We start from the raw sequence: 23,861 nt of genomic DNA on the forward strand, positions 1-23,861 counted from the left end.
GGTTCCCTCCGCTCCAAGGGGAGAGATTCGGTTCGACATCAGATGATGTTGGCCGGGCCGGCCCTTAGGCGGACTGCGTTGCCAACCCCCAACGGCCCACTGTTGCAGTCATGCCGCGCAGCACAAGTCGAGGAAAGCGCCAAGCACCAAGGCTATGGGCTATCGACGTCGCGCCTGATGCCGGGAAGAAGGCGCGGAGCAGAGACGTCCGAATGTCCTAATGACGGTGCAGGCGAACGACACTGCATGCCTATAGCGGCCATTCGTCAATCAAGCGCCGGGCCGTACAAAGTGCACCCCAGATTTCACGTTATAAGCGTGGAACTCTCCGTCGGGCGTGATGACGAGGCCGGTGATATTCGCCCGCTGAAAGCGGTCAAAATTCGACTCGTCATCAATTCCGAGGCTAACAGTTAGAGCGCCAGCTTCCTCCACAACATCCTTGTAGTCGTATTCGACGGCCGCACCGTAGCAAGTTATCTCGCCTCCGAATACAACTAGCTCCGAGGAAAAAACGCCGGAGGTAGATTGTCAACGATCCAGACTTCTACATCCAATGCCCCCTATTGGCCGAACCCGGAAGTTCGTCGCCGGCCAGCGCGTTATCGCTCCCGACTACTGGGCATCGCTTCGTTCAACAATGGTACTTTCATCATCCTTGCGGATAAGTTGGCGTGTATTCGTCGTCACGTTGTTTTCGATAAGCACGTTTTTGGAGGCCAGCAGATTGATAGCGGCCACTTCCTGTCGGCCGGCGCCGCTTTTCACAATGAACTTGTTGTTTCGGATGATGGCACCATCCGCGTCGCGCAATTTCAATACGGAAGGCATTTTGGAGATACTGTCTGGCTTCATGTGAATGATGAACGTATTACCTTCGACCAACGCGTTGGGACCATAAAGATAGACTGCCGTGTCGCCATCGACTTCAATGGTGCTGTTGCGGAGTGTGTTGTTGGCGCCAACCATGATGACCCCTCGCCCACCCGAAGATATTTTCAGGCTGTCGAGCAAGAAGTAGGTCTCAGGCTGATAGTCCCATGGCTGCGTATACGCAATCTTTTTGCCTTTCTCATAGGGACGCATCTCGGTCATGGGCGGCTGATCTTCCAGCACCGGCTCGTAAGCACTTTCATAAAGTCGAGTGGATAGTGCAAAGCTCTTGCGAAAGCCAAGATAGACACCTACGCCCAATGGCCCTGGTGTCTTGACGATGCCATTTCGTACGCTCAGATACTGCGGAAAGACTTTCCGCCGGCTAGAGGATGCCTCGGAGGTGGATTGATTCAATGCAATGCCAGTGACGTTATCGAAAGGGCCGCCGGAAATGAGATGACCCTGCAAATCAAGGTCCAGATGGTCGGCTTCAAAAAATGTCACCACGCGATCGGGCCGTCCTCGCTCGCGGAAACCCTCTGGTATGGACCAGGCATGCCGCTGCACCAGATCTTGCACCAGGCACTGCCGCCCACTGCCTTGAGCCATGACTTGAAGTGCCATGAAATCTCTTTGGTACTTCACCGGTTTGCAGCCCTGCTGTTTCGCGATGGCCTCTTCTTGACTGATGTCGCTGAGCGATGACTTGGCCGAGGCGCAGGCCGCCACCAGGAAACTGGCGCATAGGACGACCATCAACGTTGCCCTATTGGAACTCCTTCCTATCGAGTTGCTGGGCATGGCTTGTGACTGGCTGGTTGCATCGAATCTTTTCATTGAGCGAATGATCCTGGATCGGAGTAGCTGCAACGGCTACCCGTGACACACAGGCAAAGCCGGTCTTACGGCAGGCGAGATAGTGTTCTGGTAAGGAATTCGACCCATTCGTTCTTAGTGAATGGGGTGCCATCATGTATTTGCGGGTGAGTGACATGAACTCATGTGTTGGCACAAGCGTGGGGCGTCCGTCCAACAGCGCCGATCCAGGCGTGAACAGGTAGGCCTCATTCGACCCTGCCGCTTTCATGGGAAAGGCAATGAAAAAGCTGCTCCGTATCGGGCTATCGTGAACGCTCAGATTGTGCGGCGCCTGAACATCAGCGCCTGGGCCGGGTTATACATCATCGGAGGCACTCGACGACCCGCCAATGCGTTACTTGACCAGCTCGGGCTGTTTGCCGCAGATCGCCCCAGCAACAGACACGGCATGGCCATAGTCCTTGCCTGGCTTGCACATGGCTTCTTGTAGAAACGTGATGACCGTCGATCGATCTTCCTCGCTCACCCGTCGCGGCGAGTCGAAACTATCGTCCCATTGGTAGACGGACACGCTGCCCAAATACGGATCCAGGACATCCTCGTTCAAGAAGATGCTTGCAATGTATGGCGATGCGCGCTTCTTCGAATACACCGCAACAGGGGCAATGAAAGACGCTGCACTGTCTGTACTGGTTAGAAGTGGCAGAGAAAATGACATGGCGCTCGGGTCAGACTTGAATTTCTGCATATCCCCAAACTTGCGCCACCCGGTCTCCGTTCCGAGAAAAATAAAGCTCTGCATGCTCGGCTCATCGATGTCTCCGCTATGGGGAGGCATGGCCGCAGTGCTTACCCAGTCACACCAGCCGTCGCCATTGATGTCTATGGCCCGAATGAATGGACTATTGGACGGCGTGTTGGCGGCCTGAAACTCCCGATGTAACTGCTTGTAAGGAGGTGCCTTGGGAGAGGGCCTGCATTGCTTGATTGGCGCGAGCGACAGGTCGCCGGACTCAATCGCATGCGCCCGGGCACAGATAAGCACAGACACAGCCAGGAACAGGAACACGTGACTAAAGGATTTCAATGGACACTCCGTTTCTCATCTGACATTAGCCGACTTCATGTCACGCTCGGGTATTGCAGGCCGGCAACCGTGCCGACCGGCGTTGCCACCGCTCCAATCGCCTGACGCAGCGTGTTCTAAGTCAAAAACGCCAGCATGAACAGAGACAACGAAGCACCTGCGGCAAGTTCGAGGGTTTCACAGCGGGGGGCGATTCAGGGCGAGCCAACGCTGAACAGACGGCCTTTGCCACTGATGCGCAGCGTAGTCAGCCAACCTTCCCGGTACCGTATCACCATTGAGGACGAGCCGGTTCAGCATCAGAGCAAGGTCGACGTCTGCGATGCACCACTCGCCAAAGAGGTCCGGTGAGTGGTCGGCAAGCAACACCTCGCAAGCAGAGAACAGTTTTCCTGCAGCAGTACGTGCTGCAGCAGATAAGCGCGCCGCGGGAGCGCCATAAAATACCACCTCAGTGGGGCGCTCCTGCCGGATGGGCATGAGATCGCTTCGCAGCCACGCTTGGACTTGGCGAGCCCGAGCGCGACTGATCGCGTCTTTTGGGTATAACAAGGTGCCCGGAAAAACCTCGTCGATGTATTCAGTGATTGCTGACGACTCGGACAAAGCGAAACTGCCGTGAATCAGCGTAGGTACGCGCTGCGTGAGTGAGCGCTGTGCATAACCAGGTTCGAGGTTCGCATTGTTGGCCAGGTCGATGGTTGCAAGCTCAAACGACAATCCCTTTTCGTGAAGGGCCACGAAGGCCGACATCGCATATGGACTTGCGAATTGAGCGTCGGCGTAGAGACGCAGATTCGTTGAAGGCAAAGTGGGCTCCTGGTTGCTTACGCTAGGAAAACGATTGTCAACGATCCAGGCATCGATGTCGACTGACCGCACTTGGGCCGGGAAGAGACCTCGCCCTCCGCTTCCCAGCCGTCCCTTCCCGCCCCTCTCCAGACCCTTGGCCGAGTTCTGCGAACGTCTCTACCCAATTCAAAAGCGGCGGCTCCGGATTGCTCGAAGCGGAGCAAGCGGCCGGCGTCGCGCAAAGCATCTTCATCGAATCGCCGTCTGCGAATCCGCCGCGCGTCGTTCTCTATCGAGCCACACGTAGAGCTTCAGCATGTAAGCGCACTAGATATCGTTCGATGAGTCCCCCGCGAGCTATGTCGCCGAATAGAAAAACGCCAACCCGCTTTGGGTTGGCGTTATGTCTTGGGGCGTACTACTGGTATCAGAACTGGTTCATGGTGTTGTCCTTACCTGCCGCCTTCAGGGCTGCTTCGCCGCTGAAATACTCCTTGTGGTCGTCGCCGATGTCCGAGCCGGACATGTTCTGGTGCTTGACGCAGGCGATGCCCTGACGGATTTCCTTGCGCTGCACGCCAGCCACGTAACCCAGCATGCCCTGGTCGCCGAAGTATTCCTTGGCCAGGTTGTCGGTCGACAGTGCGGCGGTGTGGTAGGTCGGCAGCGTAATCAGATGGTGGAAGATACCGGCTTCGCGCGACGAGTCGGCCTGGAAGGTCCGGATCTTTTCGTCGGCGAGCTTTGCCAGTTCGGTCTGGTCGTATTCCACGTTCATCAGCTGGGTGCGCTCGTACGCCGACACATCCTTGCCCGCGGCCTTCATCGCGTCATACACCTGCTGGCGGAAATTCAGGGTCCAGTTGAACGACGGGCTGTTGTTGTACACCAGCTTGGCGTTCGGGATGACTTTGCGAATCTCGCTGACCATGCCGCCGATCTGGGCGATATGCGGCTTTTCGGTCTCGATCCACAGCAGGTCAGCGCCATTTTGCAGTGCGGTGACGCAATCCAGGACGCAGCGCGCTTCGCCCGTGCCGGCGCGGAACTGGAACAGGTTGCTAGGCAGGCGCTTGGGGCGCAGCAGCTTGCCGTCGCGCTTGATGATGACGTCACCATTGCCCAGTTCGTCGGCCGACAGTTCTTCGCAATCGAGGAAGGAATTGTATTGATCGCCCAGGTCACCCGCCGTGCTGGTCACGGCAATCTGCTTGGTCAGGCCAGCGCCCAGCGAGTCGGTACGGGCCACGATGACGCCGTCGTCCACGCCCAGTTCCAGGAAGGCGTAGCGGATGGCGCGGATCTTGGCCAGGAAGTCCTCGTGCGGCACGGTGACCTTGCCATCCTGGTGGCCGCACTGCTTCTCGTCGGACACCTGGTTCTCGATCTGAATGCAGCATGCGCCCGCTTCGATGAACTGCTTGGCCAGCAGGTACGTTGCTTCGGCGTTGCCGAAACCCGCGTCGATGTCCGCGATGATGGGCACAACGTGGGTGACGTGGTTGTCGATTTTTGCCTGGATGGCGGCCTTGGCAGGTCCTTGGGCAGCATCCAGTTCGCGGAACAGGCCGCCCAGTTCGCGGGCGTCGGCCTGGCGCAGGAAGGTGTACAGCTCGCGGATCAGCGCGCTGACGGAGGTTTTCTCGTGCATCGACTGGTCCGGCAGCGGGCCGAACTCGGAGCGCAGCGCGGCCACCATCCAGCCGGACAGGTAAAGGTAGCGGCGTTCGGTGCTGTTGAAGTGCTTCTTGATGGAGATCATTTTCTGCTGGCCGATGAAGCCGTGCCAGCAACCCAGCGACTGGGTGTACTTGGACGAGTCGGCATCATAGGCGGCCATGTCGGCGCGCATGATCTTGGCGGTGTACTTGGCGATGTCCAGACCCGTTTTGAACTTGTTCTGGGCACGCATGCGGGCGGCGTACTCGGGGTTGATGGCATTCCATGCGCTGCCGTGGTTCTCTTTCAAGCCAGCAACTGCCTTGATGTCGTCTTGATACTGGGACATGTCGAATTCCTAAGCGTGTTTGAAGAAAGGGGTGCGTGTGCCGCTACGGATCTATGGATGTCGAAGCAAGCAGCGTGGAATCATTGTATGGCGCTTCTGGTGCATCACGGCGAAGTCTTATATAAGACATAAGAGTTGGTTTTCCCTTATTTTTCAATGAGATAGACATTGAATTTCGTGATGTGGAACGCGTTTTCGAGGAACGAAAACAAAACACCGCGGAAACCCGGCGTGAATTCCGCAATGTGAAAAGCGCTTTCAGTGGTTAGAAGTGAAGGCAACCACAGATGGCTTGAGCAAGGATAGTTGGGGGGATTTTGTAGACGCCTGTCGAACGAACAGGGTCATGAGCCGGCGCGCAAACGTGTGGCTGTCTTCGTGCCCGCCGCAGTCAATCGATCACGAGCGAGGATCGACGCAAACTGGCCGGACCCGGAAGTTCGTCGCCGGCCAGCGCTCGATCGCCCCGCCTGAACTACGAACTTCCGTGGTCGACCCAAAGCGGCCGGTGAATATCTCAGGCAGCGCTCATTGCGGCAGACTGCTCCCGCATGCGACGGGCTTCGTCGCGCAGGAACTGCTGGTAATCGTCCAGATCCCCGTCGAAGGGCTCGACGCCGCCGTTGGTGACCAGCCAGAACTCGTCGCATACGGCGCGCAGCAGGGCCCGGTCGTGACTGACCAGCATCACCGTGCCTTCGAATTCGTTGAGCGCCATGCCTAGCGCTTCGCGTGTGGCCAGGTCGAGGTGGTTGGTAGGCTCGTCGAGCAGCAGCAGGTTGGGACGCTGCCACACGATCATGCACAGCACGAGCCGCGCCTTTTCGCCGCCGCTCATCGTGCCGACCGCCTGATGGACCATGTCGCCGCTGAAGCTGAATGTGCCGAGGAAGGTGCGAAGGGATTGCTCGGTGCCACTCTGGCCGGGGGCGCGCATGTGCGCCGGCGTGTCCTTGGCAAGGCGGATCATGTGTTCCATCGGCGTGTCGAGCGGGCGCAGCACGTCGAGTTCCTGCTGTGCGAAGTAGCCGATATTCAGGCCTTTGCCTTCGCTGATTTCGCCGGAAATCGGCGCCAGCGCGTGCGCCACCGTCTTCACCAGCGTGGACTTGCCTTGGCCGTTGGCACCGAGAATGCCGATGCGCTGCCCGGCCAGCACGGAACGGTTGATGCCCCGCACGATGACCGTGGGCGGCGTGCCCGGCAGTGCGTCGGTCGGCGCCGGGTAGCCAAAGCTCGCGTCCAGCATCGACAACAGCGGGTTCGGGACGTTGAGTGGCTCCTTGAACTCGAAGTTGAACTCTGCGTCGGCAAGCACCGGTGCGATCTTCTCCATGCGTTCAAGCGCCTTGACCCGGCTCTGCGCCTGCTTCGCCTTCGAGGCCTTGGCCTTGAAACGGTCGATGAATTTCTGCAGGTGGGCGATCTTGTCTGCCTGCTTGGCCATCGCGGCCTGCTGCAACAGGAGTTGCTCAGCGCGCATGTCTTCGAACTTGCTGTAGTTGCCGCCATAACGCACGAGCTTGGCGTTGTCGACGTGCACCGTTACCTGCGTCACCGCGTCGAGGAATTCGCGGTCGTGGCTGATCACGACCATGGTTCCTTGATAGCGCTTGAGCCAGGCTTCCAGCCAGACCAGCGCGTCGAGGTCCAGGTGATTGGTCGGCTCGTCGAGCAGCAGCAGGTCGGACGGGCACATGAGCGCGCGCGCCAGTTGCAGTCGCATGCGCCAGCCGCCGGAGAAACTGTTGACCGGCTGACTAAGCTGTGCAGCACTGAAGCCAAGGCCCAGGATCAGCGCTTGGGCACGTGAGGGGGCATCGTGTGCACCGGCGTCGTGCAGGGCCATGTAGGCGTGCGCCATGCGCATGCCGTCGTCGCTGGCCTCGGCGGCGGCGACTTCGGCCTGCGCGGCCAGCAGCACGGTGTCACCCTCGACGACGAAGTCCGTCGCGCTTTGCTCGGTCTCCGGCATATCCTGCGCGACCTGGCCCATCTTCCATGCCGCGGGAATCGAGAACTCGCCGCTGTCTTCGTGCAGCGTGCCGTTGAGAAGGGCGAAGAAGGACGACTTGCCAGCGCCATTGCGGCCGACAAGACCAATCTTTTCACCGGGGTTGAAGGTGACGGACGCGCGGTCGAGTACGGCATTGACGCCACGACGCAGCGTGACATTACGGACGGAAATCATAGGGAGCCACTTCGGAGAGGAATGGCATGATAGCCGACCGGACGTGCGGGGCCGTCGCTTTTCTGGTCGCACGCCTGAAGCGCCGCTTGCGCTTTGCGGCGCCCACCGGCCATAAAGCAAGGCGGACGCTGCCGTGGCGGGTGTCAGTGCGAAAGGCCGCCGTTCGAGAATGCATGCCGCTTCTCAGCCAACTTATTCGCCATTCATGGCGACCTCGCGCAGCTTTGGCGCTCCTCCCAGGCGGGCGCCCGCTAGCACGTTCTGGAGCGGCACTCCTGTGGAAGTCTGATCGGCCGCGAATCGGAACGGCCAAGAACTCCGTCCGCTGTGCATGTTGCCCAAGGCTCTGTCCAGCTACCGCTTTAGCAGCGGCGTGACGACCTGCTCCAGTCGCTCGGCTGTCCATGCCGGACTGGCATCATCCCAGCCGTTATCGGCGAGCATCCCCGCGCGGTCGATGGTGAAGCTCACCGGAAGACGCCAGACCCGGCCGTAGCCGCCCGCATAGGCGCTACCTAGCAACCCTACCGGAAAGGCGAGGCTGGCAGCCATCTTGCGCACGTCGGCGAGCGAGTCCGGCGTGTCCAGGCTGAAGCCGAGCACGGTGAGCCCTTCGCGGGCGTGAGCCGCCGCATAGGCCGACAAGACAGGAAGCTCTGTGTGGCACGGGCCGCACCACGTCGCCCAGAACGTGAGTACGACTACCTGGCCATGCAGGTCCCGCGTATCGATGGTGCGCCCGTCGAGCGTGCGCAGCACCAGCGGTGGCGCAGGCCGCCCCACCGCCAGGCTCTCCGCACTCGCCGATGTGTGCCAGCCAACAAGAGACGGTCCGCAGGCAAGAGCGGCGGCCTTCCGGATCCAGTCGCGACGAGACGAGAGGTCAGAACGCATAGGACACCCCCAAGTTGCCAGTCCAGCGAGGGAAGAGTTGATACCCCTGAAGATTGCTATAGATCGACTTCTGCACAAAGGCGTACACGCGAACGTGCTCGCTCACGGCGACGGTGACCCCGGGGCTCAGGTAGAGCACGCTACCTCCTGTACTGATGGTATCGGCAAGTGCACCCTGGTCTGCGCTCTTGTGGGTGAAATTGAACTGTAGTTGGGGCACCACCTTTGGGTTGGCTACGTAGCGCAGGCCGGTGCTCGCGGTCAGGAGATTGCCGGGACGATAGTCCGCATTGAAGTCGTGCAGCCGTTGCATCACCGCCGCCTGGAATTGGCCATTGATGAAGGCGTCGAAATTCTGGCTGACCGGCTGGTAATAGTACGCGCCAAGAATCAGGTCGGTACTGCCGGTACCGGGCTGCAGGCTGGCGTCGAGCGCCTGGCCCGCAGCCGCATTCGGGCCTGACGAGAAGAACACCGGGCTGCGCCCCACAGTGGCGCCGGTGGCGACATTCTGGCCTCCGTAGGCGCCCGTGGGCAGCTTCACGCCAAGTTGCACACCCAGGTTTCGAGTGGGCAGGAAGCCCTGGTAGGTGCCGATGAGCTTGATATCGCCCAGGCCACTGGCGGTCACACCGCTCACGTTGTCCGGCGTGAGCTGGTCGGAGGTCGCGTTGCCGTACGTGGTGTGGCTGCGGTCGATGATGGGGACGATCGTGCTGAAGCTCCAACTACTATTCGGGCTGTAGCTCACGCCCAGGTTGTAGTAACGGTTGATGGTCTGCTTCTCCACCTCCTGGTTGCCGCCGGCGTCGTTGATTGCGGCAGCCTGCGTAGCGGGGACGGATCCTGTCCCATGGCGCAGTTGGTTCTGGTTGATGAAGCTGTAGTCGAAGCTGATGCGCCAGCCCGGCATTGTGGAGTAGCCCATAGCGGCATCGGCACTGAGTGAGCAGCCGCAGGTGGCACAGGCGAACGCAAACGAGGGAAGCAGCAATGCGGCACCTGCGGTGCCGGCGCGAAGGATCGGATTCATGGTGTTCTGGGCAATACGGGGGCGGACCGTTAGTCCGCCCGTGGCACGAGCGCGCGCTGTGTGTAGCGCGCGGCATTTCAGGCTATGACGCTCATGCCGAAGGCGGCGCTCGGGCCGTCGCGCGAAGAATGCCCGGAGGCAGATAGGCATCCGGCTGTAGCACCGGCCGCACAAGGCCAAGCGGTCTCAGGTGAGGCTGGAAGACAAACGGCACGTGCGGTATTGCAACGGTGCTGCCGAGATCGGCGCACACCAGGCAGCAGAGGGAATCGTCGAGGCTCTGGTGGCTGCCTGGGATATCCTGGCTTGTGGACGTTTGATCGTCCACCGAGACGAAGCGTATGCCGCTCGCACTGCAGATGGTGTGATCTACCATCCCCTCTGCCAATTGCGCGTGGGCCATCATCGGCCATGGCGCATGCAGCGCCATGCCGAGCAGCGCAAGCCACAAGATGAGCCGATGTGCGAACGACATACTGTGCCGAAAAAATGGGTGGCTGATTATAGTGGCGAGCCGTCGTCTGAAAGGACGCTTTGGGCGTGATTCAGTTGGAACAGGGTGTGACATCGAGTCGCACGCACTGCCACTGGATCGGCTTTCGCGTTGGTCGTCATCGCAGATGGCCCCTGGCCTCGCATAACGTGAGCTTATGCCTTATCGCCCTGCGCTCTGTACGTTACCCCACGCCTTTTGAGTGGCCAACATAACGTCGTTTACCGTCGGTCGGTATTGGCCCAGCGCAGAGAGGTATGTTGTGCGAACCCTTTCCCGACGGGGACATGCACCACACGGCACCTCCCGAGCATCCCCACGATTCAAGGCGCCGATTGTGACGACTACGTTGCACGCGACGGTCGCCGATTACGGAGCGCTTTGTTGCTGCATTGCTGAACGACGATGATGCGCTTCGCGCGGTGACGAGTTCACCGGCTTTCTCGAACACGCTCGCGAACTCCTGGCGGTACACGATCGCGCGCTGGCTGGATTTGCCGGGGTCCGTCAGCGCCTCGTCATGGGTATCAGTGACCATGTTGCGGGGCCGGAGCTCCCCGCGCTGATCGCGCGCATGAACGCGCAAGACCCGCAGCTGCTGATCGAGATCGGGATCGGCTCGTCGGGTGACCTCCTTCAAAGTTTCGACCGGCGGGAACTCGACGCGGTGATCGTCCGCTTACATGCTGGTCGAAGCGACGGCGAAATTCTTGCCGACGAGAAATTCGGCTGGTTCGCAGCGCCAAGCTGGGAGCATCGCGCCGGCGAGCCCCTGCCGCTTGCCACACTTGCCGAACCTTGCGGCGTGCGTGCGATGGCCGCGCTCTCAGCCGCCTTCAGAAGCGCGGTGCGAGGCTAGCAACTAGTCGGTCGCGCGCAGGGATGGCCGCCAGCGGTAGCGGTATTGGTTTGCCGAATGGCAACGATCTTGGCGGCTGTATCGACCCGTTGCACCGTGTACGCTGTTGTTCCATCTGGAAGCGACCAGCCTGCGCACGAGCCACGTTACTACGACTGGTTCTCGCCTGATGCTCCGCCCGAAACCTGCGATGACACCAGCCGGGCGAGCACGATAGCCGGATATAACTGACCGATCAGCCCCTCGAGGTTGGCCAGCGACCTCGCCGCGCGCGCGACGGGCGCGATGTCGCCATATCCCGTGGTCGTCAAACTGACGAAGCTGAAGTACACCCAGGTCGCGCGATCCACGGAACCGTCATGCGCCGGAATGCCAGTAAAAGAGGCGGGAACCATGATGCTGACGAGTTGATACGCGTCAGCCCAAATGAGGCCGACCAACATGTAAAGTGCGACTGCTCCCCCTATCCGGTCGCGTGTCACAGTACCCGCGCCGAACACTTTCACACCCATGATCGCGCATAGCAGCGTCAGTGAGAGGATTCCGACTCCGTCGCGTATCGCCAGCCCGGGCCCGCTCGGCGATAGCCATCCCATCCAGCGCACGACGATAGCGACGAGGACGACCAGCGCGATCCACTCGAACACCTTCGAGCGGTCTGAGGCCGCCGTCACGCCGCTCACGAGAATCGACGACAGAAGTACGTCCTGTGAGATCTGGTCGATCACGCTGCTCGACGTGACGACGACCGGGACAATGAACACTGTGATGATGAGCAGCGCCAGAAGAATGACCATACCGAAGTTGCGCAGCCGCGTGGCCTGCTCCAACCATCGTTGTATGTATGTCATGTCCCATCCCCTCGAATAGGCATCCGCGTCGACCGGCAACGGTTCCACGGGCAGCATCGCTCATGCGTTACGTAGGGCGTCGATCCGGCCCGTTTTTACTGCTGCCTTCAGCGCGGACCAGTCAGCCTCGTTCTGCTCGGCATAGGCGAGTGCGAATTGCCCGATTGCTTCGTCGAACGCGGCGGACTTCCCGAGATACCCGCAAATCACCGCGGAGTCGCCAGCTTTTGCCATCGCGTGCGCAAGCGCATGGCCGCAGGACACCGCATATTCGCTGAGATCGTCGGGGTCAAAGGTACCGAAATCGAATGATCCCTTCATGTCGCGCAACTGGCGCACGTAAAAATCGATCCCTGTGAGGCGCGACTTCGACCACCCGAGGAAAATATCGCTGGCAGATTGCAGCAGGCGCTGCCCGGTCACAACGCGCTCGCCATGATTTGCAAACTCGCTAGCAGGCAGATATTTCTCCAGTACCGAACGCTGCGCCTCCTTGATCTGCAGGAACAGCGGACATTTCCCATCTGCCATGAACAGCGCGACATAACAGCGCGTGCCTACCGACCCCACGCCAACCACCCGCACCGCGAAATCGACCAATTCGTAACGGTCGAACAGCGCGCGCCGATCCACGAGCAGCGTCGCTCGATACTCCGCGATAAAGCGGCGTATCTCGGTCTCGAACTGTTGGGCCTCTTGCCGATTGGCTACAGATCTGTGGTAAACCAGTGGTGGCTCATCCTTGATGCACAATCTGCCGTTCACCAGCTCGGTCGTGTGGCTCGCCACGGTGCGAGATGTCCGGCTCATCGCCTTGCTGACGACGGCCTGCTCCTTCTTGCGATTCTGCGGCGTGTCGGCAATCGCCAGCATATTCTCTGCTGAGAACTGGAAATACCATACGTCAAGCGTGTCCATCACACTGAAGTCGGCGATGCGTTGCCGGAACGTGGCGCACAACCGCCGCACTACATCGCGCTGCACGCGCACGCCGAAGCCCCGCTCGCGTGCGGCAACCACGAACGACGTGGCAAGCCGCCGGATATCCCAGTCGAACGGTCCTGGCAGTGTCTCGTCGAAATCGTTCGGACCGAACATGACGCGCCGCTCCGGGCTGGCAAACAGGCCAAAGTTGGCCAGATGCGCATCGCCGCCGAGCTGCACCATGACGTCTGTGCGGGGCAACGTGGACAGATCGTGCGCCATGACGGCGGCCGCGCCGCGATAGAACGCGAACGGACTCGCCACCATGCGGCCGTAGCGGATCGGCACGAGGTTCGGCAATCGTCCGGCATCGCCTGCCTCGAGCAGCGCGATAGGGTCGCGCTCCATGCGTGCGCAGACAGCGAGTTCGGCGCGCGGCACCCGCTGTCGGGCCGCCTTGCCGGCGTCAATCCGCGATGCGCGCGAACCTCGGCCGCGAAACTCGCTGGAGAGCTCACCGACGCCCTCGGACTTCGGATCGGGATGCTCAACAGGCACTGCGGGTGGTTTGGTGCCAGTGGTTTTAGGCACGGCGACTCCTTCACCTGGACAAGTCCGCTTCAACCGCCTAACGCCAATTTTTCGCCGGTCGCGGGGGATGGCGGTGCAGCATCGCGCAACGCGTCGAGCGCAGCATCGGCCGTCGCAAAGATCTCCTGACGCCCCACCCCTCCTGCGAATTTTCGATAGCGCTCAAGCTCCGCCTTCACCCCCTCGGGTATCGCGATCGACGCGATGCCAATACCGCGCCGGGAGAGTTCGTCGCCCAACTGGAGCAGCATCTTGCCGGCCGTATAGTCGACGTTGTTGACTTCGGAGGCGTCGACCACAAGCCAGCGCACCGGCGGATTTGCATTCTCCACCAGCTTCAGGATTTCTTCCATGAAGCGGCCGGCGTTTGCATAAAAGATGTCGGCTTCGAACCGGTAGACAACGATCCCCGGTGCCGCAAACAGTTGGGGCGCCACCGGATGTGCCTGCCACTTCCCGGCCGCGTCGCGCGTCAGCACACGCGTGCGTAACCGGTAGCTGTGGCGCGCATGGTCGATGAACGAGAGCAATACTGCGACGATGATGCCGTGCTTGACATCGACGAACACGACCACGGCCGCGGTGATCAGCGCAAGGATGAATTCGTCCTTTTGAAGACGGTACAGTTCTTTCATGCCTTTCAGGTCGACCAGCTTCACGCCGATCAGAAAGACAATGGCCGAGAGCACGGCGGAAGGCATGAAACTGAGCGGCCTGGTCAGGAAGAGCAGCACCAGCAGCACGATCGCCGCAGTGGTCAGGTGCGCTACCTGGCTGCGCCCGCCGGCGGAGTCCACCATCTCCGTCTTGGTTGGGCTGCCATTGACCACGAATGTACCGGTCACGGCCGCGGCGGCGTTTGCGCCCGCGAGGCCGACAATATCGAGATTGGCGTCCACGCGCTCGTTGTAGCGGTTGGCGTACGCGCGTGCGGTCGCGACGCTCTGCGCGAGGATGACAATGAAGCATGACGCTGCGGTTGCCAGCACCTGATCGATATGTTCCAGATGCAACGCCGGCACGGACAACGATGGCAAGCCGCTCGGCACGTTGCCGATGACGGCGATGCCGTGCTGCGCGAAATCGAAGGCCGCGCTGGCTGCGATGGCCCCGACCACGGCAAGGAGAGCGCCGGGAATGCGCGGTGCCAGGCGCTCGAACCCGACGATGACGGCAAGCACTGCCACGGAAAGTACCAGGGTCGCGTAGTGCGTGTCCGCCAGGCGCTGAACCACCGATGCGATCTGACCCGCCGGCCCGTGTCCCTCCTTCGGCAGGCCGATCAGCCCCGCCAGCTCGCCTATCGCGACTTGCAGACCGACACCCGTCAGAAATCCGATGAGCGCACTACGCGACAGAAAATCGGCAAGGAAGCCAAGACGAAGGATGCGCGCGAGCACCAGCATGACGGCAACTGTAAGTGCCACCGTGCTGGTCAGGCTCACATACTCCGGACTACCAAACGCGGCAACCGTCACCAGCGTGCCGGCGAGAATGGCCGCGGTCGCAGAATCGGCAGCGGCGACCAAGTGGCGCGATCCACCGAGCAACGCAAATGCGATGAGCGGCAACAGGATCGTATAAAGGCCTGTAACGGCGGGGGTACCCGCAATCTTCGTGTAGCCCATCACCTCCGGGATGCCGAGCGCCGCGAGCGTGATGCCGGCGACAACGTCGTGCGGGAACTGGGCCCGGTTAAAGGGTAGTAGCCCACGCAGGAAAGGCAGCCGGGACGCGCCTGTATCTTTCGGATCGGCCGGTTTCATATCGATGCCTCGCGAGGGATGCCGAGCTGTCCTACCAGCGCGTTCGCAACCAGCTCGTTCGCGATCACGACGTCGGATGCGCCGGCGCTTTCCAGCAATACCTTTCGCATCCTGTTTTCCCCGGGCACTGCAATCCTGAGCTTCGGATTGAGCGTGTGCGCCATCAATGTGATCGCCAAATTACTATCCGCGTCGGCGGGCGTCACCACCAGCGCCCTCGCGTGTTCGAGTCGCGCGCGTTTGAGCACATCGTCGAACACCCCGGGTTCGCCGAGCACGACCAGGTACCCTTGTTCGGCGGCCTTGTTGGCAAGGCTTGCATCGGCGACCAGCACCAGCACCGTATCGCCGCCGGCGCGCAAGTGAGCGGCAACCAGCTCGCCGACCGGTTTGTAGCCGGCGACAACGACATGGTGAGTCAGATTTTCAAGCTTGCGTTCCATGACTCTGTTCTCCCGGTAGCTCATCACGTCGTCACCCGACATTATCCCGGTGAGCCTTGCTACCGCGAAGCCACCGACTAGCATCGTGGCAAGCATGGCCAGCAGCATGAATTGCTTCTGGTGCTCGTCGAATTCAGAAAAATCGCCAAGTGTCGTGACGAGGTTGACGCCGTTCCACAGAGCACTGAAGGCTTTAGTCGTGATCGGGGTACTTGACTGGTCGAGCAGCGCCAGGCCCGTTGCAGCCGCCATCATTACGAGCACGAGCAAGCTGATCGCGTGGAGCGCACGGCGTCGCCATTCGCGCACACGTATTACGCCAAGGCGGGGCTCATCGATACGGTAGATCCACATCGTCCCTCGCACATCGGTTGAAGAGATCGTCCGGCTACGTTCGAATCAAACTCTCGAAAGCAAACCGTCGGGAATGGCTGCGCTTTCCCAAGTGGCCGCCTTACAATCGCCCCCCCCCGCAAGCGGCGGGGAATCCGACCTGAATAGATTGAATGATGTCACCTTGCCCGGTGAGCGCAATGGGACTTTGGTCCAATGCGGCACACCCCAGCAGCGCTACTGTGCCAGCGAGAACGAACCGAAGTGGCAAGTAGCAAGCGGAAAATGGCAAATGGCAACGCCTACGCCAATCGCAGACCCCACAACACATCAAGCACGTGTTGCGTGGAACGCTCAACGTACCCCGCACGATGGGCAATGCCGAGCCGGCGCCACAACGCGGGGCGCAGCGCACGCATGACGATGCGCCCATCGGGCAATGGCGTAGTGGCCTCATGGGGCAACAGCGCTGCGCCGTAGCCTGCCGCTACCAGACTCTTGATCGCGTCGTTGTAGTTGAGCTGAATGCGCGGCGCAGGATGGTGCCCCCCGGCCGCGAACCACTCCGCGGTCAGTCGCGAGAGTCGCGTGGTCGCGTCATTGAGAATCAGAGGTTGGGCAGCGAGCCATTCCGGCGTGACGCGGGCCGGACACCGCCAATGCGCCGGCAAGAAGGCCATCACGGGGTCGCGGCGCCAAGGCTTTATCACGAGTCCAGCCACCGGGGGCTGAGGCAGTGCGATCAGCCCGACATCCAGCGTTCCATCCGCCAGCCGGGACAGCGTTTCTTGCGACGTGAGTACGGCAACCTGAATGTCGATCGCGGGATGGTCCTGGCGCAGCACCTCAAGCGCTTGTGGCAACAGGTGCGCGATCACCCCGGTCGACGCACCGAGCCGCGCGCGCCCTTCGAGCCCCTGCACTTGGCGTTGAATGTCGTCCAACGCCTGCTCCGCATCGGCCAGCAGCCGGCGCGCGCGCTCCACCAGCACCTCTCCTATCGCCGACGGCCTGACATGTCCGCGCTTGCGTGACAGGAGTGGCGCCCCAATGCGGTCTTCGAGTTCAGCGATGTGAAGGCTGACCGTTGGCGGCGCCAGGTGCAATGCACGCGCCGCGTCGACAAATGAGCCACGGTCGGCAATGGCGACCAGAGTGCGCAAACGGTCCAGGCTGATCTCTCGCATGTTGGCGTCCAAATTCAGAAAAACTGAATATTCACGTTATGAAATACAACTTTCTCTATTCTAGCGGTCCGTGGAACATAGGGGCTCGTTCTCCTTGTCAAAACCCACAGTCACCGGAGTATTCCACGTATGAGCTCTCCCGTTGTTTTCATCGACGGCGACCAAGGCACCACGGGGTTGCAAATCCACGAACGGCTGCGCGACCGGACCGACCTTAGGCTGTTCACGCTTGCCGCTGCGGAACGCAAAGATCCGCGGCGTCGCGCGCAAGCCATCAACGCCTGCGATATCGCCATCCTCTGTTTGCCTGATGCCGCCGCGCGCGAGGCGGTGCACGCCATTGTGAATCCTGCCGTCAGGGTCATCGACGCAAGTTCGGCCCACCGCACACAGCCCGACTGGACATACGGCTTTCCGGAAATGACGCAGGGACAGGCTGAGCGCATTGCCAACGCACGTCGGGTCACCAATCCCGGTTGCTATCCGACCGGCGCAATTGGCTTGCTGCGTCCCCTGTTGCAGGCTGGGCTCATACCAGGCGACTACCCAATCAGCATTCATGCGGTGTCGGGCTACTCCGGACGCGGGCGTGCCGGCGTGGAGGAACATGAGGGCCAGGGTGCCGCCAACGCGCTTTCATACCAGGTATATGGTCTGGAACTCGCGCACAAGCACACCCCGGAGATCCAGCAGCACGCCGGACTAGCGCAGCGTCCCATCTTCATCCCTGCGTTGGGTGCGTTTCGCCAGGGCATCGTGCTGACGGTGCCGTTGGAGCTGCGGCTGCTGGCACCCGGCGTGGATGGCGCTACGTTACACGCATGCCTCGCACGCCACTATGCCGAGGCGGCCCACGTCCATGTCTTGCCGCTGCACGAATCGTGCGCCTTGAAACACCTGGATCCCCAAGTACTGAACGGTACGAACGACATGCGCTTGAGCGTATTTCCCAACATGGAACACGGGCAAGTCCTGCTGTCCGCGGTGTTCGATAATCTTGGCAAGGGCGCATCCGGCGCTGCGGTTCAGAACCTGGACCTGATGCTCATGCAGCAATAGCGGCCGATGGCTTGAGCTAACGTTCGGCCGCGCCCATATGCCAGCGATCGTTGGCCAATCTGGTCGCGGCCGTCGCATGTCTCATGCTGGCCCGTGAACGTCCGGCGACGGCATCGACCGTGGCCAACTGACGGCCCATGGGAGCGGTCAAACGTGCGTAAACGCTGCGCCCAGCAGTTCGTCATGATCGGCCGCGCTGGTCAGATAGAACTCGAGTCGCGCCTCTTCGACCACGGCGCGCACATACTCGGCGTAGTGGCTGCGCTCTCTCGTCTCACGGATATCCCAGTTGCGCCCGGCCGCGTCCAGGCGATGCAGTTTGGGCTGCGGCAAGGGCACGGTGAGCGGATGGTCGGCCGCCGCCGGGTTCCTCGCTTCGATCCGCTTGCCGAGTTCGAGCAGCACCTGCTCCACGGATAGCACACGTTTGGACATGACAGACTCCGGTTTCCTGATGGCGGGTTCGGGAAGCCACCACGACCGGGTGCTTGCCCCTCCCCCCCCTGCCTCACGCCGCGGCCGCCAGCACTATCTGGGCGTTGCCATAGGCCATGTCGGCCAGTCTGGATGATGACCTTGAACGGACCTTGAACGGACCTTGAGCGCGCGAGTTTCGACAGGCTAGATTGCGCGCGGCCACGCCAGGCGTCGGTACGCTGACGTACCCGGTGACGCAAAGCTGGCCCACCAGCCAGTGACAGGTGCCACCTCCAGCAGCCCCGGGACGCACATTTGACCAATGGGAACTTCCTGGGCTATGTTCTAGTGTCGGCGAACAAGAGAGTCGTGGAAGCACTTCAACGAAAACGGGGACCATGCGTCACGACGCTTGCGCCCCGCTATTTGCAACTGCACGGAGGACCGAGGCACTTATGTCAAAGACCACCAAGAAGCAATACCTGAAGGCACTCAACCGGCGCCTGAAGAAGGAATCCGCAGGCAGGTTCGATACGGAGTTTGTGTGCTATCCGGTCGGCTCAAAACCAAAGGACGCGACTGGCGTGACAGCAAGTGCACCCGCCGATGCGCAGGTGCTCGCCGTCATGGATGCCGTCCAGGCTCGGGTGTTTGCCAAGTTCGAGGGCTCGGCAAAACACGGATAGGCCGATGTTTCGGCGACGGCAGGCCGCGCAGGCGCGCTACAAGCGCCTGGCGTGGCCCGAGGCGCTTTGTCCGCGACCGGAGCCCGCCGCCCCAGGGCGCGACGCTTAAGCCTTCGCGGGACGCCCGGTCTTGATGGCTTCGACTTTTGATACCGCGGCCAGCAATTGCTTCGGCGAGCTTGCGGCAAGCAGCAGCAAGCCGGCGCGCAGGATCTCGCTCTTCTTGATTTGCACGCCCGCGTCCACGCACCGCTGCTTGAGCTCGGCGATTTTCGCGTAGTCGGACTTCGGCATCGTGAAGCTGTCGCGCAGCACCTTTTCCTTCTTGGCGCCCAGCGCTTTTTTCGGCACGGCCACATCGGCGCGAGCTTCCGCCTTCGATGGTTTGCTCTTCTGCGGTTTCGTCTCGGCCTTGGTCCCGGCCTTCGTTGCAACCTTGGTCTGCGCCTTCGTCGCAACCTTGGACACTGCCTTCTTGCTGCCCGAGCCCCTTGGCGTCTTCTCCTTGGGGGCGGCTGCGCCGCTGTCGGCTACTTGCGCGCTCGTCGGAAAATAGAAGACCTCGTTCGTCGGCGGCTTGATGATGGGTGAATTCACGGCAACTCTCAAAATCAAAAACAGGCTAAACAGTATATACCGTTTAACGATGGGCATCAGGTGCCCCCCGCTGCCGCCACCGTCGCCCGTGAGGGTCGCCTCGGTTACTTGCTAGTGGCGTCGACAGGGATCCCGGCGTTGCTGCCGGCCGCGCCGCCTCGCGCTGGCCGGCGCACGGCTCTCACCTTCCCGCTGTCGCCGCCTCCGCAGAAGAACTGGTCGCCGCCATTGGATTCGAGCCCCGACACGCCGACGCCGCCTGGCATCTCGATGCTCTCCAGGACCGTTCCCGTTTGGGGATCGACCTTGCGCAACTCGCTCTGCTCGCCTTCCCAGGTGCCGTGCCAGAGCTCTCCTTCAACCCATGTGACCCCGGTAACGAAGCGATTGGACTCGATGGTGCGAAGAATCTCCCCGGTTTGGGGATCGACCTGATGGATCTTGCGCTCCCGGTACTGCCCCACCCAGAGCGTCCCTTCGGCCCATGCGAGTCCCGAGTCGTTGCCGCCGCCGGGCGCCGGAATCGTGGCGACCACGCGGCCGGTCTGCGGATCGATCTTCTGGATGCGATCCTCGGCAATCTGGAACAGGTGCTGGCCGTCGAAAGCGGTTCCCGCGTGTGAGGCGACCTCCATCGCGCGCAGCGTCGTCCCGCTCGCCGGGTCCAGCGCGATCAGCTTGTCGCCGGTGGCAAACCAGACTTGCTGACCGTCATAGGTGACCCCATGCACGCTGTCGACACCCGGAAAGGGACCATACTCACGGATGATTTCGGCCGCTGATCGTTTCATGTTTCCATCCTCGTGACGCTGCAGTGAAGGGCAATCGATGCAGTGCAATCGATGAAGTGCATTCTAGTCACCCGGCAGTGGCGCGGGGAGTAACAAGGTCGTCGCGAATCCAGGCACGGGCGGCGTCAGCCAGCGGCGCGCGCGCCCGCGGCCAAACGACTGCACCTTGCCTGCTGCCGCAAGCGCGTCGAGTGCGCGCTGCACGGTGCGCTGGCTGGCGCCAAGGGCCACCGCCAGGGCCGAGCTAGACCATGACTCACCGTCCGCAACGAAGGCGAGCACCGCCGCGTGCGCCTCGTCGACGGGCCTCGCCAACACGACAACCTCGCGGGCGACGTGCGGCACCAGCGCAAACCCGCGCCGGGTCGCGCCCACGCCGGCCAGCGGCCCGAGCACGGTGCGAAGCCGCCCGATTTCAACGCGTAGCCGCGCGCGATGCGACGCATCGGCGTGCCGGGCACGGAATGCCCGCGCAATGAGCGCGTCCCTCGGCACGTCCGCAGGCCACGCTTCGGCCAGTGCGCGTGCGAGCGCGAACAGCACCGGACGCCTCGCCAGCGAGACCACCGTGCCCGCGTCACGCACGGCATGACGGCACGCGTCCACAACCAGCGCCTTGGACGCCAGCAACGCTTCCACCTCATCGAGCAGCAGGAACCGCTCTTGGCCACGCGTAATCAGGCGCGCCGCGGGCGTTTTCAGGACCAGGAATGCGATCTGGACCTCCGCCGTCAGCGCGGGGATGCCGGCGTGGCGCGCGGCGTGCTCGGCCCGGGCAAGCGCGGCGCGTGCCGCCTTGGTGCGCAGGCGCCGCACCGCGATCCCCGCGACGACCAGCGCATGGACGGCCCTGGACGCGGGCGGAAAGGGCGCGGGGTCGAGCTGGGCCAGCGTCAGCTCGGCCTCGTCGAGGCGCCCGATCAGAAGGAGGCGCCGGGCTTCGAGAAACCGCGCGTGTGCGGCGTTCACCGGGTCGCCGTGCGCCTCCAGGGTGGCGCGCGCTGCGTCGAGCGCCTTCGCCGGCCAGCTCAGGTCGCGCGAGGCCAGCGCGATCTCGGCCTCGGCGACGACGCACCGCGCGCGGGCCACGGCCTCTTTCGGGCCGAAGGCGCGCGCCGCGCTTCGCACCAGCGCCTTCGCGCGCACGAGATCGCCAAGCTGCGCCATCGCGATGCCGCGCAGCGCAAGCGCTGGCGCGTCGTTGCGCAAGGCGACCCGGTTCAGCGCGCCAAGCGGGTCACCCGCCGCGAGCGCGCGCGCCGCGGCCGTGATCAGCGAATCCATCTGAATCCCAATCGCGCCACACTTGTCACTCCCTCCGTTCGGATGCCCGGCACTAATCTATCACGACCACCAACCCGCACATCGCACCTGGTACCTGGTACCAGGTACTGAGCAAACGACGATGGACACCCAACGGAGGAAAGCATGATGACGCAACACATGACCGCGACACGCGAAGAGTGGCTTGCAGCGCGGCTCGAGCTGCTCGAGGCGGAAAAGGACCTGACGCGGCGCAGCGACGAGCTCGCGCGGCAACGCCAGGCGCTGCCATGGGTCCGGGTCGACAAGGCGTACCGGTTCGAGACCGAAGAAGGCAGCGCCTCGCTGGCAGACCTCTTCCGGGGGCGCTCGCAGCTCCTGGTCTACCACTTCATGTTCGGGCCCGACTACACGGCGGGGTGCCCGTCCTGCTCGTCGATCGCGGACGGCTTCGACGGCGTCGTGGTTCATCTGGCGAACCACGACGTCACGCTTGCGGCGGTGTCGCGCGCACCGCTGGCGAAACTGCAAGCGTACAAGCGGCGAATGGGCTGGACGTTTCCCTGGGCGTCCTCGCTCGGCAGCGACTTCAACTTCGATGCCAACGTCTCCTTCACGGAGGCGCAACAGCGCGACGGGTTCGTCGAATACAACTACAAGCGCGGCGGCCACGCGATGGACGCCACACCGGCCCCGGAACCCGTCGCCCGGTTCGCAGCCACATGCGGCACCGACGCAGCCACGTACTCGCGCGATCGGCCGGGCCTGAGCACATTCGTGCTAGAGGATGGCGCGGTCTATCACACCTACTCCGCCTATGCGCGCGGGGTGGACGGCCTCTGGGGCATGTACCAATGGCTCGACCGCGCCCCCAAGGGACGCAACGAGACGGGCATCTGGTGGCGCCGCCACGACGAGTACGGCGAGCGGTGAGCCAGGCCATGGGCAACGCAGGCGCCGCCGAGGCAGCGCAGGCCCCACGTAGCATGGCCTCCGAGCGAGCCTTCCTGGGCGCGTCGGCGCTGCTCTTCTTGGCCTGCACGGCGAGGACGGTCGCCTGGTCCGCGTCCATGTCGGCGATGGGCGCGATGCCGATGCCCGGCGGCTGGACGATGTCGATGGCGTGGATGCGGATGTGCGGGCAGACGTGGCCCGGCGTTGCGGCGTCATTCCTCGGCATGTGGGTCGTGATGATGGCAACGATGATGCTGCCATCCCTGGTGCCAGTGCTGTGGCGCTACCGCCAGGCCGTCGGCACAACAGGCGGGACGCGACTGGGCCGGCTGACCGCGCTGGTGGGCGTGGGGTATTTGTTCGTGTGGGCCGTGCTCGGCATGGCCACCTTTGCGCTGGGCGCCGCGCTGGCGGCGCTCGAGATGCGGCTGCCGGCGCTGGCGCGCGCGGCTCCGGTCGCAGCGGGCCTGGTTGTCCTGAGCGCCGGCGCACTCCAGTTCACCGCCTGGAAGGCTCACCACCTTGCCTGCTGCCGGGAGATGCCTGGGCACGGGCGCGGGCAGCGAGGGAACGTCGGCGCGGCGCGGAGGAATGGGCTGCAATTCGACCTGCGATTCGGCCTGCGATTCGGCCTGCAACTCGGCCTGCAACTCGGCCTGCACTGCGTTTGCAGCTGTGCGGGCCTGATGGCGATCCTCCTTGTCATCGGGGTCATGGACCTGCGCGCAATGGCTGCCGTGACGGCAGCCATCACCGTCGAGCGTCTCGCACCGGCCGGCGAGCGCGCCGCGCGCGCCATCGGCGCCGTCATCATTGGGGCAGGGATGATCCTGATCGCGCTGGCGTGAGCGCCATGTTCAAGGGCACGCCGCTGCCGTGCCCGCGATGACGACGGTGGATGGCACCAGAAGCCGTGCGCAAAGCAGGCTACCGGTTCCCATCAGCGC

The 23,861-nt window shown here is 62.4% G+C and carries 21 protein-coding genes and 1 pseudogene; 5 read left to right on the forward strand and 17 right to left on the reverse strand.

Going from position 1 to position 23,861, the window contains the following annotated elements:
* Window positions 1-615: 615 nt before the first annotated feature.
* From A9975_RS38410 to A9975_RS34795, 8 genes are all read right to left on the reverse strand, one after another.
* Window positions 616-1,713 carry a right-handed parallel beta-helix repeat-containing protein gene (locus A9975_RS38410; RefSeq protein ID WP_255504217.1) on the reverse strand — a complete coding sequence of 366 codons (1,098 nt, stop codon included), beginning with the start codon at window positions 1,711-1,713 and terminating at the stop codon, window positions 616-618.
* A 376-nt stretch (window positions 1,714-2,089) separates the two neighbouring features.
* Window positions 2,090-2,782, reverse strand: a complete 693-nt coding sequence (locus A9975_RS34765; protein WP_183036691.1) for a hypothetical protein — start codon at window positions 2,780-2,782, stop codon at window positions 2,090-2,092.
* 177 nt (window positions 2,783-2,959) lie between these two features.
* Window positions 2,960-3,592 carry a glutathione transferase gene (gene yfcF / locus A9975_RS34770; protein ID WP_183036692.1) on the reverse strand — a complete coding sequence of 211 codons (633 nt, stop codon included), beginning with the start codon at window positions 3,590-3,592 and terminating at the stop codon, window positions 2,960-2,962.
* A gap of 409 nt (window positions 3,593-4,001) precedes the next feature.
* Window positions 4,002-5,582, reverse strand: a complete 1,581-nt coding sequence (locus A9975_RS34775) for an isocitrate lyase (protein ID WP_183036693.1) — start codon at window positions 5,580-5,582, stop codon at window positions 4,002-4,004.
* 517 nt (window positions 5,583-6,099) lie between these two features.
* Complete coding sequence (locus A9975_RS34780; RefSeq protein WP_183036694.1) at window positions 6,100-7,773, reverse strand: ABC-F family ATP-binding cassette domain-containing protein; 1,674 nt, start codon at window positions 7,771-7,773, stop codon at window positions 6,100-6,102.
* Between the two features lie 354 nt (window positions 7,774-8,127).
* A complete protein-coding gene (locus tag A9975_RS34785; RefSeq protein ID WP_183036695.1) occupies window positions 8,128-8,667 on the reverse strand; it encodes a TlpA disulfide reductase family protein in 540 nt (179 codons plus the stop codon).
* Window positions 8,657-9,700, reverse strand: coding sequence for a transporter (locus tag A9975_RS34790; RefSeq protein ID WP_183036696.1), 1,044 nt, complete (start codon window positions 9,698-9,700; stop codon window positions 8,657-8,659). The genes A9975_RS34785 and A9975_RS34790 overlap by 11 nt, the downstream gene beginning before the upstream one ends.
* A gap of 91 nt (window positions 9,701-9,791) precedes the next feature.
* On the reverse strand, window positions 9,792-10,175 hold the full coding sequence (locus A9975_RS34795; protein ID WP_183036697.1) for a DUF2946 family protein: 384 nt from the start codon (window positions 10,173-10,175) through the stop codon (window positions 9,792-9,794).
* A gap of 457 nt (window positions 10,176-10,632) precedes the next feature.
* Here A9975_RS34795 and A9975_RS34800 point away from each other — a divergent pair.
* Window positions 10,633-11,013 (forward strand): annotated as a pseudogene (locus A9975_RS34800) (LysR substrate-binding domain-containing protein); the annotation flags it as partial.
* A 188-nt stretch (window positions 11,014-11,201) separates the two neighbouring features.
* Here A9975_RS34800 and A9975_RS34805 read toward each other — a convergent pair.
* The 5 genes from A9975_RS34805 to A9975_RS34825 all read right to left on the reverse strand — a co-directional run bounded on the left by A9975_RS34805 (window position 11,202) and on the right by A9975_RS34825 (window position 17,147).
* Window positions 11,202-11,903 carry a potassium channel family protein gene (locus A9975_RS34805; RefSeq protein WP_183036698.1) on the reverse strand — a complete coding sequence of 234 codons (702 nt, stop codon included), beginning with the start codon at window positions 11,901-11,903 and terminating at the stop codon, window positions 11,202-11,204.
* A 60-nt stretch (window positions 11,904-11,963) separates the two neighbouring features.
* Complete coding sequence (locus A9975_RS34810; protein WP_183036699.1) at window positions 11,964-13,418, reverse strand: DUF2252 domain-containing protein; 1,455 nt, start codon at window positions 13,416-13,418, stop codon at window positions 11,964-11,966.
* 29 nt (window positions 13,419-13,447) lie between these two features.
* Complete coding sequence (locus A9975_RS34815) at window positions 13,448-15,184, reverse strand: SulP family inorganic anion transporter (RefSeq protein ID WP_183036700.1); 1,737 nt, start codon at window positions 15,182-15,184, stop codon at window positions 13,448-13,450.
* The gene (locus tag A9975_RS34820; protein ID WP_183036701.1) at window positions 15,181-15,981 is read right to left on the reverse strand and encodes an NAD(P)-binding protein; all 801 of its coding nucleotides are present in this window, start codon (window positions 15,979-15,981) and stop codon (window positions 15,181-15,183) included. The genes A9975_RS34815 and A9975_RS34820 overlap by 4 nt, the downstream gene beginning before the upstream one ends.
* A gap of 281 nt (window positions 15,982-16,262) precedes the next feature.
* A complete protein-coding gene (locus A9975_RS34825; RefSeq protein ID WP_183036702.1) occupies window positions 16,263-17,147 on the reverse strand; it encodes a LysR family transcriptional regulator in 885 nt (294 codons plus the stop codon).
* A 129-nt stretch (window positions 17,148-17,276) separates the two neighbouring features.
* Between A9975_RS34825 and argC the strand changes: the two genes are divergently transcribed.
* Window positions 17,277-18,206 carry an N-acetyl-gamma-glutamyl-phosphate reductase gene (gene argC / locus A9975_RS34830; protein ID WP_183036703.1) on the forward strand — a complete coding sequence of 310 codons (930 nt, stop codon included), beginning with the start codon at window positions 17,277-17,279 and terminating at the stop codon, window positions 18,204-18,206.
* 147 nt (window positions 18,207-18,353) lie between these two features.
* Here argC and A9975_RS34835 read toward each other — a convergent pair whose 3' ends face one another.
* The gene (locus tag A9975_RS34835) at window positions 18,354-18,641 is read right to left on the reverse strand and encodes a hypothetical protein (RefSeq protein ID WP_183036704.1); all 288 of its coding nucleotides are present in this window, start codon (window positions 18,639-18,641) and stop codon (window positions 18,354-18,356) included.
* 437 nt (window positions 18,642-19,078) lie between these two features.
* On the opposite strand from A9975_RS34835, the gene A9975_RS34840 reads away from it, so the two are divergent.
* Window positions 19,079-19,309, forward strand: a complete 231-nt coding sequence (locus A9975_RS34840) for a hypothetical protein (protein ID WP_183036705.1) — start codon at window positions 19,079-19,081, stop codon at window positions 19,307-19,309.
* Between the two features lie 105 nt (window positions 19,310-19,414).
* Here A9975_RS34840 and A9975_RS34845 read toward each other — a convergent pair whose 3' ends face one another.
* The 3 genes from A9975_RS34845 to A9975_RS34855 form a co-directional block, all read right to left on the reverse strand.
* A complete protein-coding gene (locus tag A9975_RS34845) occupies window positions 19,415-19,906 on the reverse strand; it encodes a hypothetical protein (protein ID WP_183036706.1) in 492 nt (163 codons plus the stop codon).
* Between the two features lie 104 nt (window positions 19,907-20,010).
* Window positions 20,011-20,697 (reverse strand): PQQ-binding-like beta-propeller repeat protein, encoded by a 687-nt coding sequence (locus tag A9975_RS34850; RefSeq protein ID WP_183036707.1) that lies wholly within the window; start codon window positions 20,695-20,697, stop codon window positions 20,011-20,013.
* Window positions 20,698-20,760: 63 nt separating this feature from the next.
* Window positions 20,761-21,981: a helix-turn-helix domain-containing protein gene (locus A9975_RS34855; protein WP_183036708.1), complete on the reverse strand. Its 1,221-nt coding sequence runs from the start codon at window positions 21,979-21,981 to the stop codon at window positions 20,761-20,763.
* A gap of 147 nt (window positions 21,982-22,128) precedes the next feature.
* On the opposite strand from A9975_RS34855, the gene A9975_RS34860 reads away from it, so the two are divergent.
* Window positions 22,129-22,893, forward strand: a complete 765-nt coding sequence (locus A9975_RS34860; protein WP_370565974.1) for a DUF899 domain-containing protein — start codon at window positions 22,129-22,131, stop codon at window positions 22,891-22,893.
* An 8-nt stretch (window positions 22,894-22,901) separates the two neighbouring features.
* Complete coding sequence (locus tag A9975_RS34865) at window positions 22,902-23,762, forward strand: DUF2182 domain-containing protein (protein ID WP_183036710.1); 861 nt, start codon at window positions 22,902-22,904, stop codon at window positions 23,760-23,762.
* Window positions 23,763-23,861 lie beyond the last annotated feature (99 nt).

The organism is Cupriavidus sp. UME77 (assembly GCF_014170355.1).
Classification (GTDB): Bacteria; Pseudomonadota; Gammaproteobacteria; order Burkholderiales; family Burkholderiaceae; genus Cupriavidus; species Cupriavidus basilensis.

Excerpts from the sequence above, each read along its gene's own strand:
- A9975_RS34865 (WP_183036710.1), top strand. The coding sequence starts at position 22,902 with ATGGGCAACGCAGGCGCCGCCGAGGCAGCGCAGGCCCCACGTAGCATG.
- argC (WP_183036703.1), top strand. The coding sequence starts at position 17,277 with ATGAGCTCTCCCGTTGTTTTCATCGACGGCGACCAAGGCACCACGGGG.
- A9975_RS34855 (WP_183036708.1), bottom strand. The coding sequence starts at position 21,981 with ATGGATTCGCTGATCACGGCCGCGGCGCGCGCGCTCGCGGCGGGTGAC.
- A9975_RS34790 (WP_183036696.1), bottom strand. The coding sequence starts at position 9,700 with ATGAATCCGATCCTTCGCGCCGGCACCGCAGGTGCCGCATTGCTGCTT.
- A9975_RS34850 (WP_183036707.1), bottom strand. The coding sequence starts at position 20,697 with ATGAAACGATCAGCGGCCGAAATCATCCGTGAGTATGGTCCCTTTCCG.
- A9975_RS34820 (WP_183036701.1), bottom strand. The coding sequence starts at position 15,981 with ATGTGGATCTACCGTATCGATGAGCCCCGCCTTGGCGTAATACGTGTG.
- A9975_RS34840 (WP_183036705.1), top strand. The coding sequence starts at position 19,079 with ATGTCAAAGACCACCAAGAAGCAATACCTGAAGGCACTCAACCGGCGC.
- A9975_RS34805 (WP_183036698.1), bottom strand. The coding sequence starts at position 11,903 with ATGACATACATACAACGATGGTTGGAGCAGGCCACGCGGCTGCGCAAC.
- A9975_RS34795 (WP_183036697.1), bottom strand. The coding sequence starts at position 10,175 with ATGTCGTTCGCACATCGGCTCATCTTGTGGCTTGCGCTGCTCGGCATG.
- A9975_RS34835 (WP_183036704.1), bottom strand. The coding sequence starts at position 18,641 with ATGTCCAAACGTGTGCTATCCGTGGAGCAGGTGCTGCTCGAACTCGGC.
- A9975_RS38410 (WP_255504217.1), bottom strand. The coding sequence starts at position 1,713 with ATGAAAAGATTCGATGCAACCAGCCAGTCACAAGCCATGCCCAGCAAC.
- A9975_RS34815 (WP_183036700.1), bottom strand. The coding sequence starts at position 15,184 with ATGAAACCGGCCGATCCGAAAGATACAGGCGCGTCCCGGCTGCCTTTC.
- A9975_RS34825 (WP_183036702.1), bottom strand. The coding sequence starts at position 17,147 with ATGCGAGAGATCAGCCTGGACCGTTTGCGCACTCTGGTCGCCATTGCC.
- A9975_RS34785 (WP_183036695.1), bottom strand. The coding sequence starts at position 8,667 with ATGCGTTCTGACCTCTCGTCTCGTCGCGACTGGATCCGGAAGGCCGCC.
- A9975_RS34860 (WP_370565974.1), top strand. The coding sequence starts at position 22,129 with ATGACGCAACACATGACCGCGACACGCGAAGAGTGGCTTGCAGCGCGG.
- A9975_RS34780 (WP_183036694.1), bottom strand. The coding sequence starts at position 7,773 with ATGATTTCCGTCCGTAATGTCACGCTGCGTCGTGGCGTCAATGCCGTA.
- A9975_RS34775 (WP_183036693.1), bottom strand. The coding sequence starts at position 5,582 with ATGTCCCAGTATCAAGACGACATCAAGGCAGTTGCTGGCTTGAAAGAG.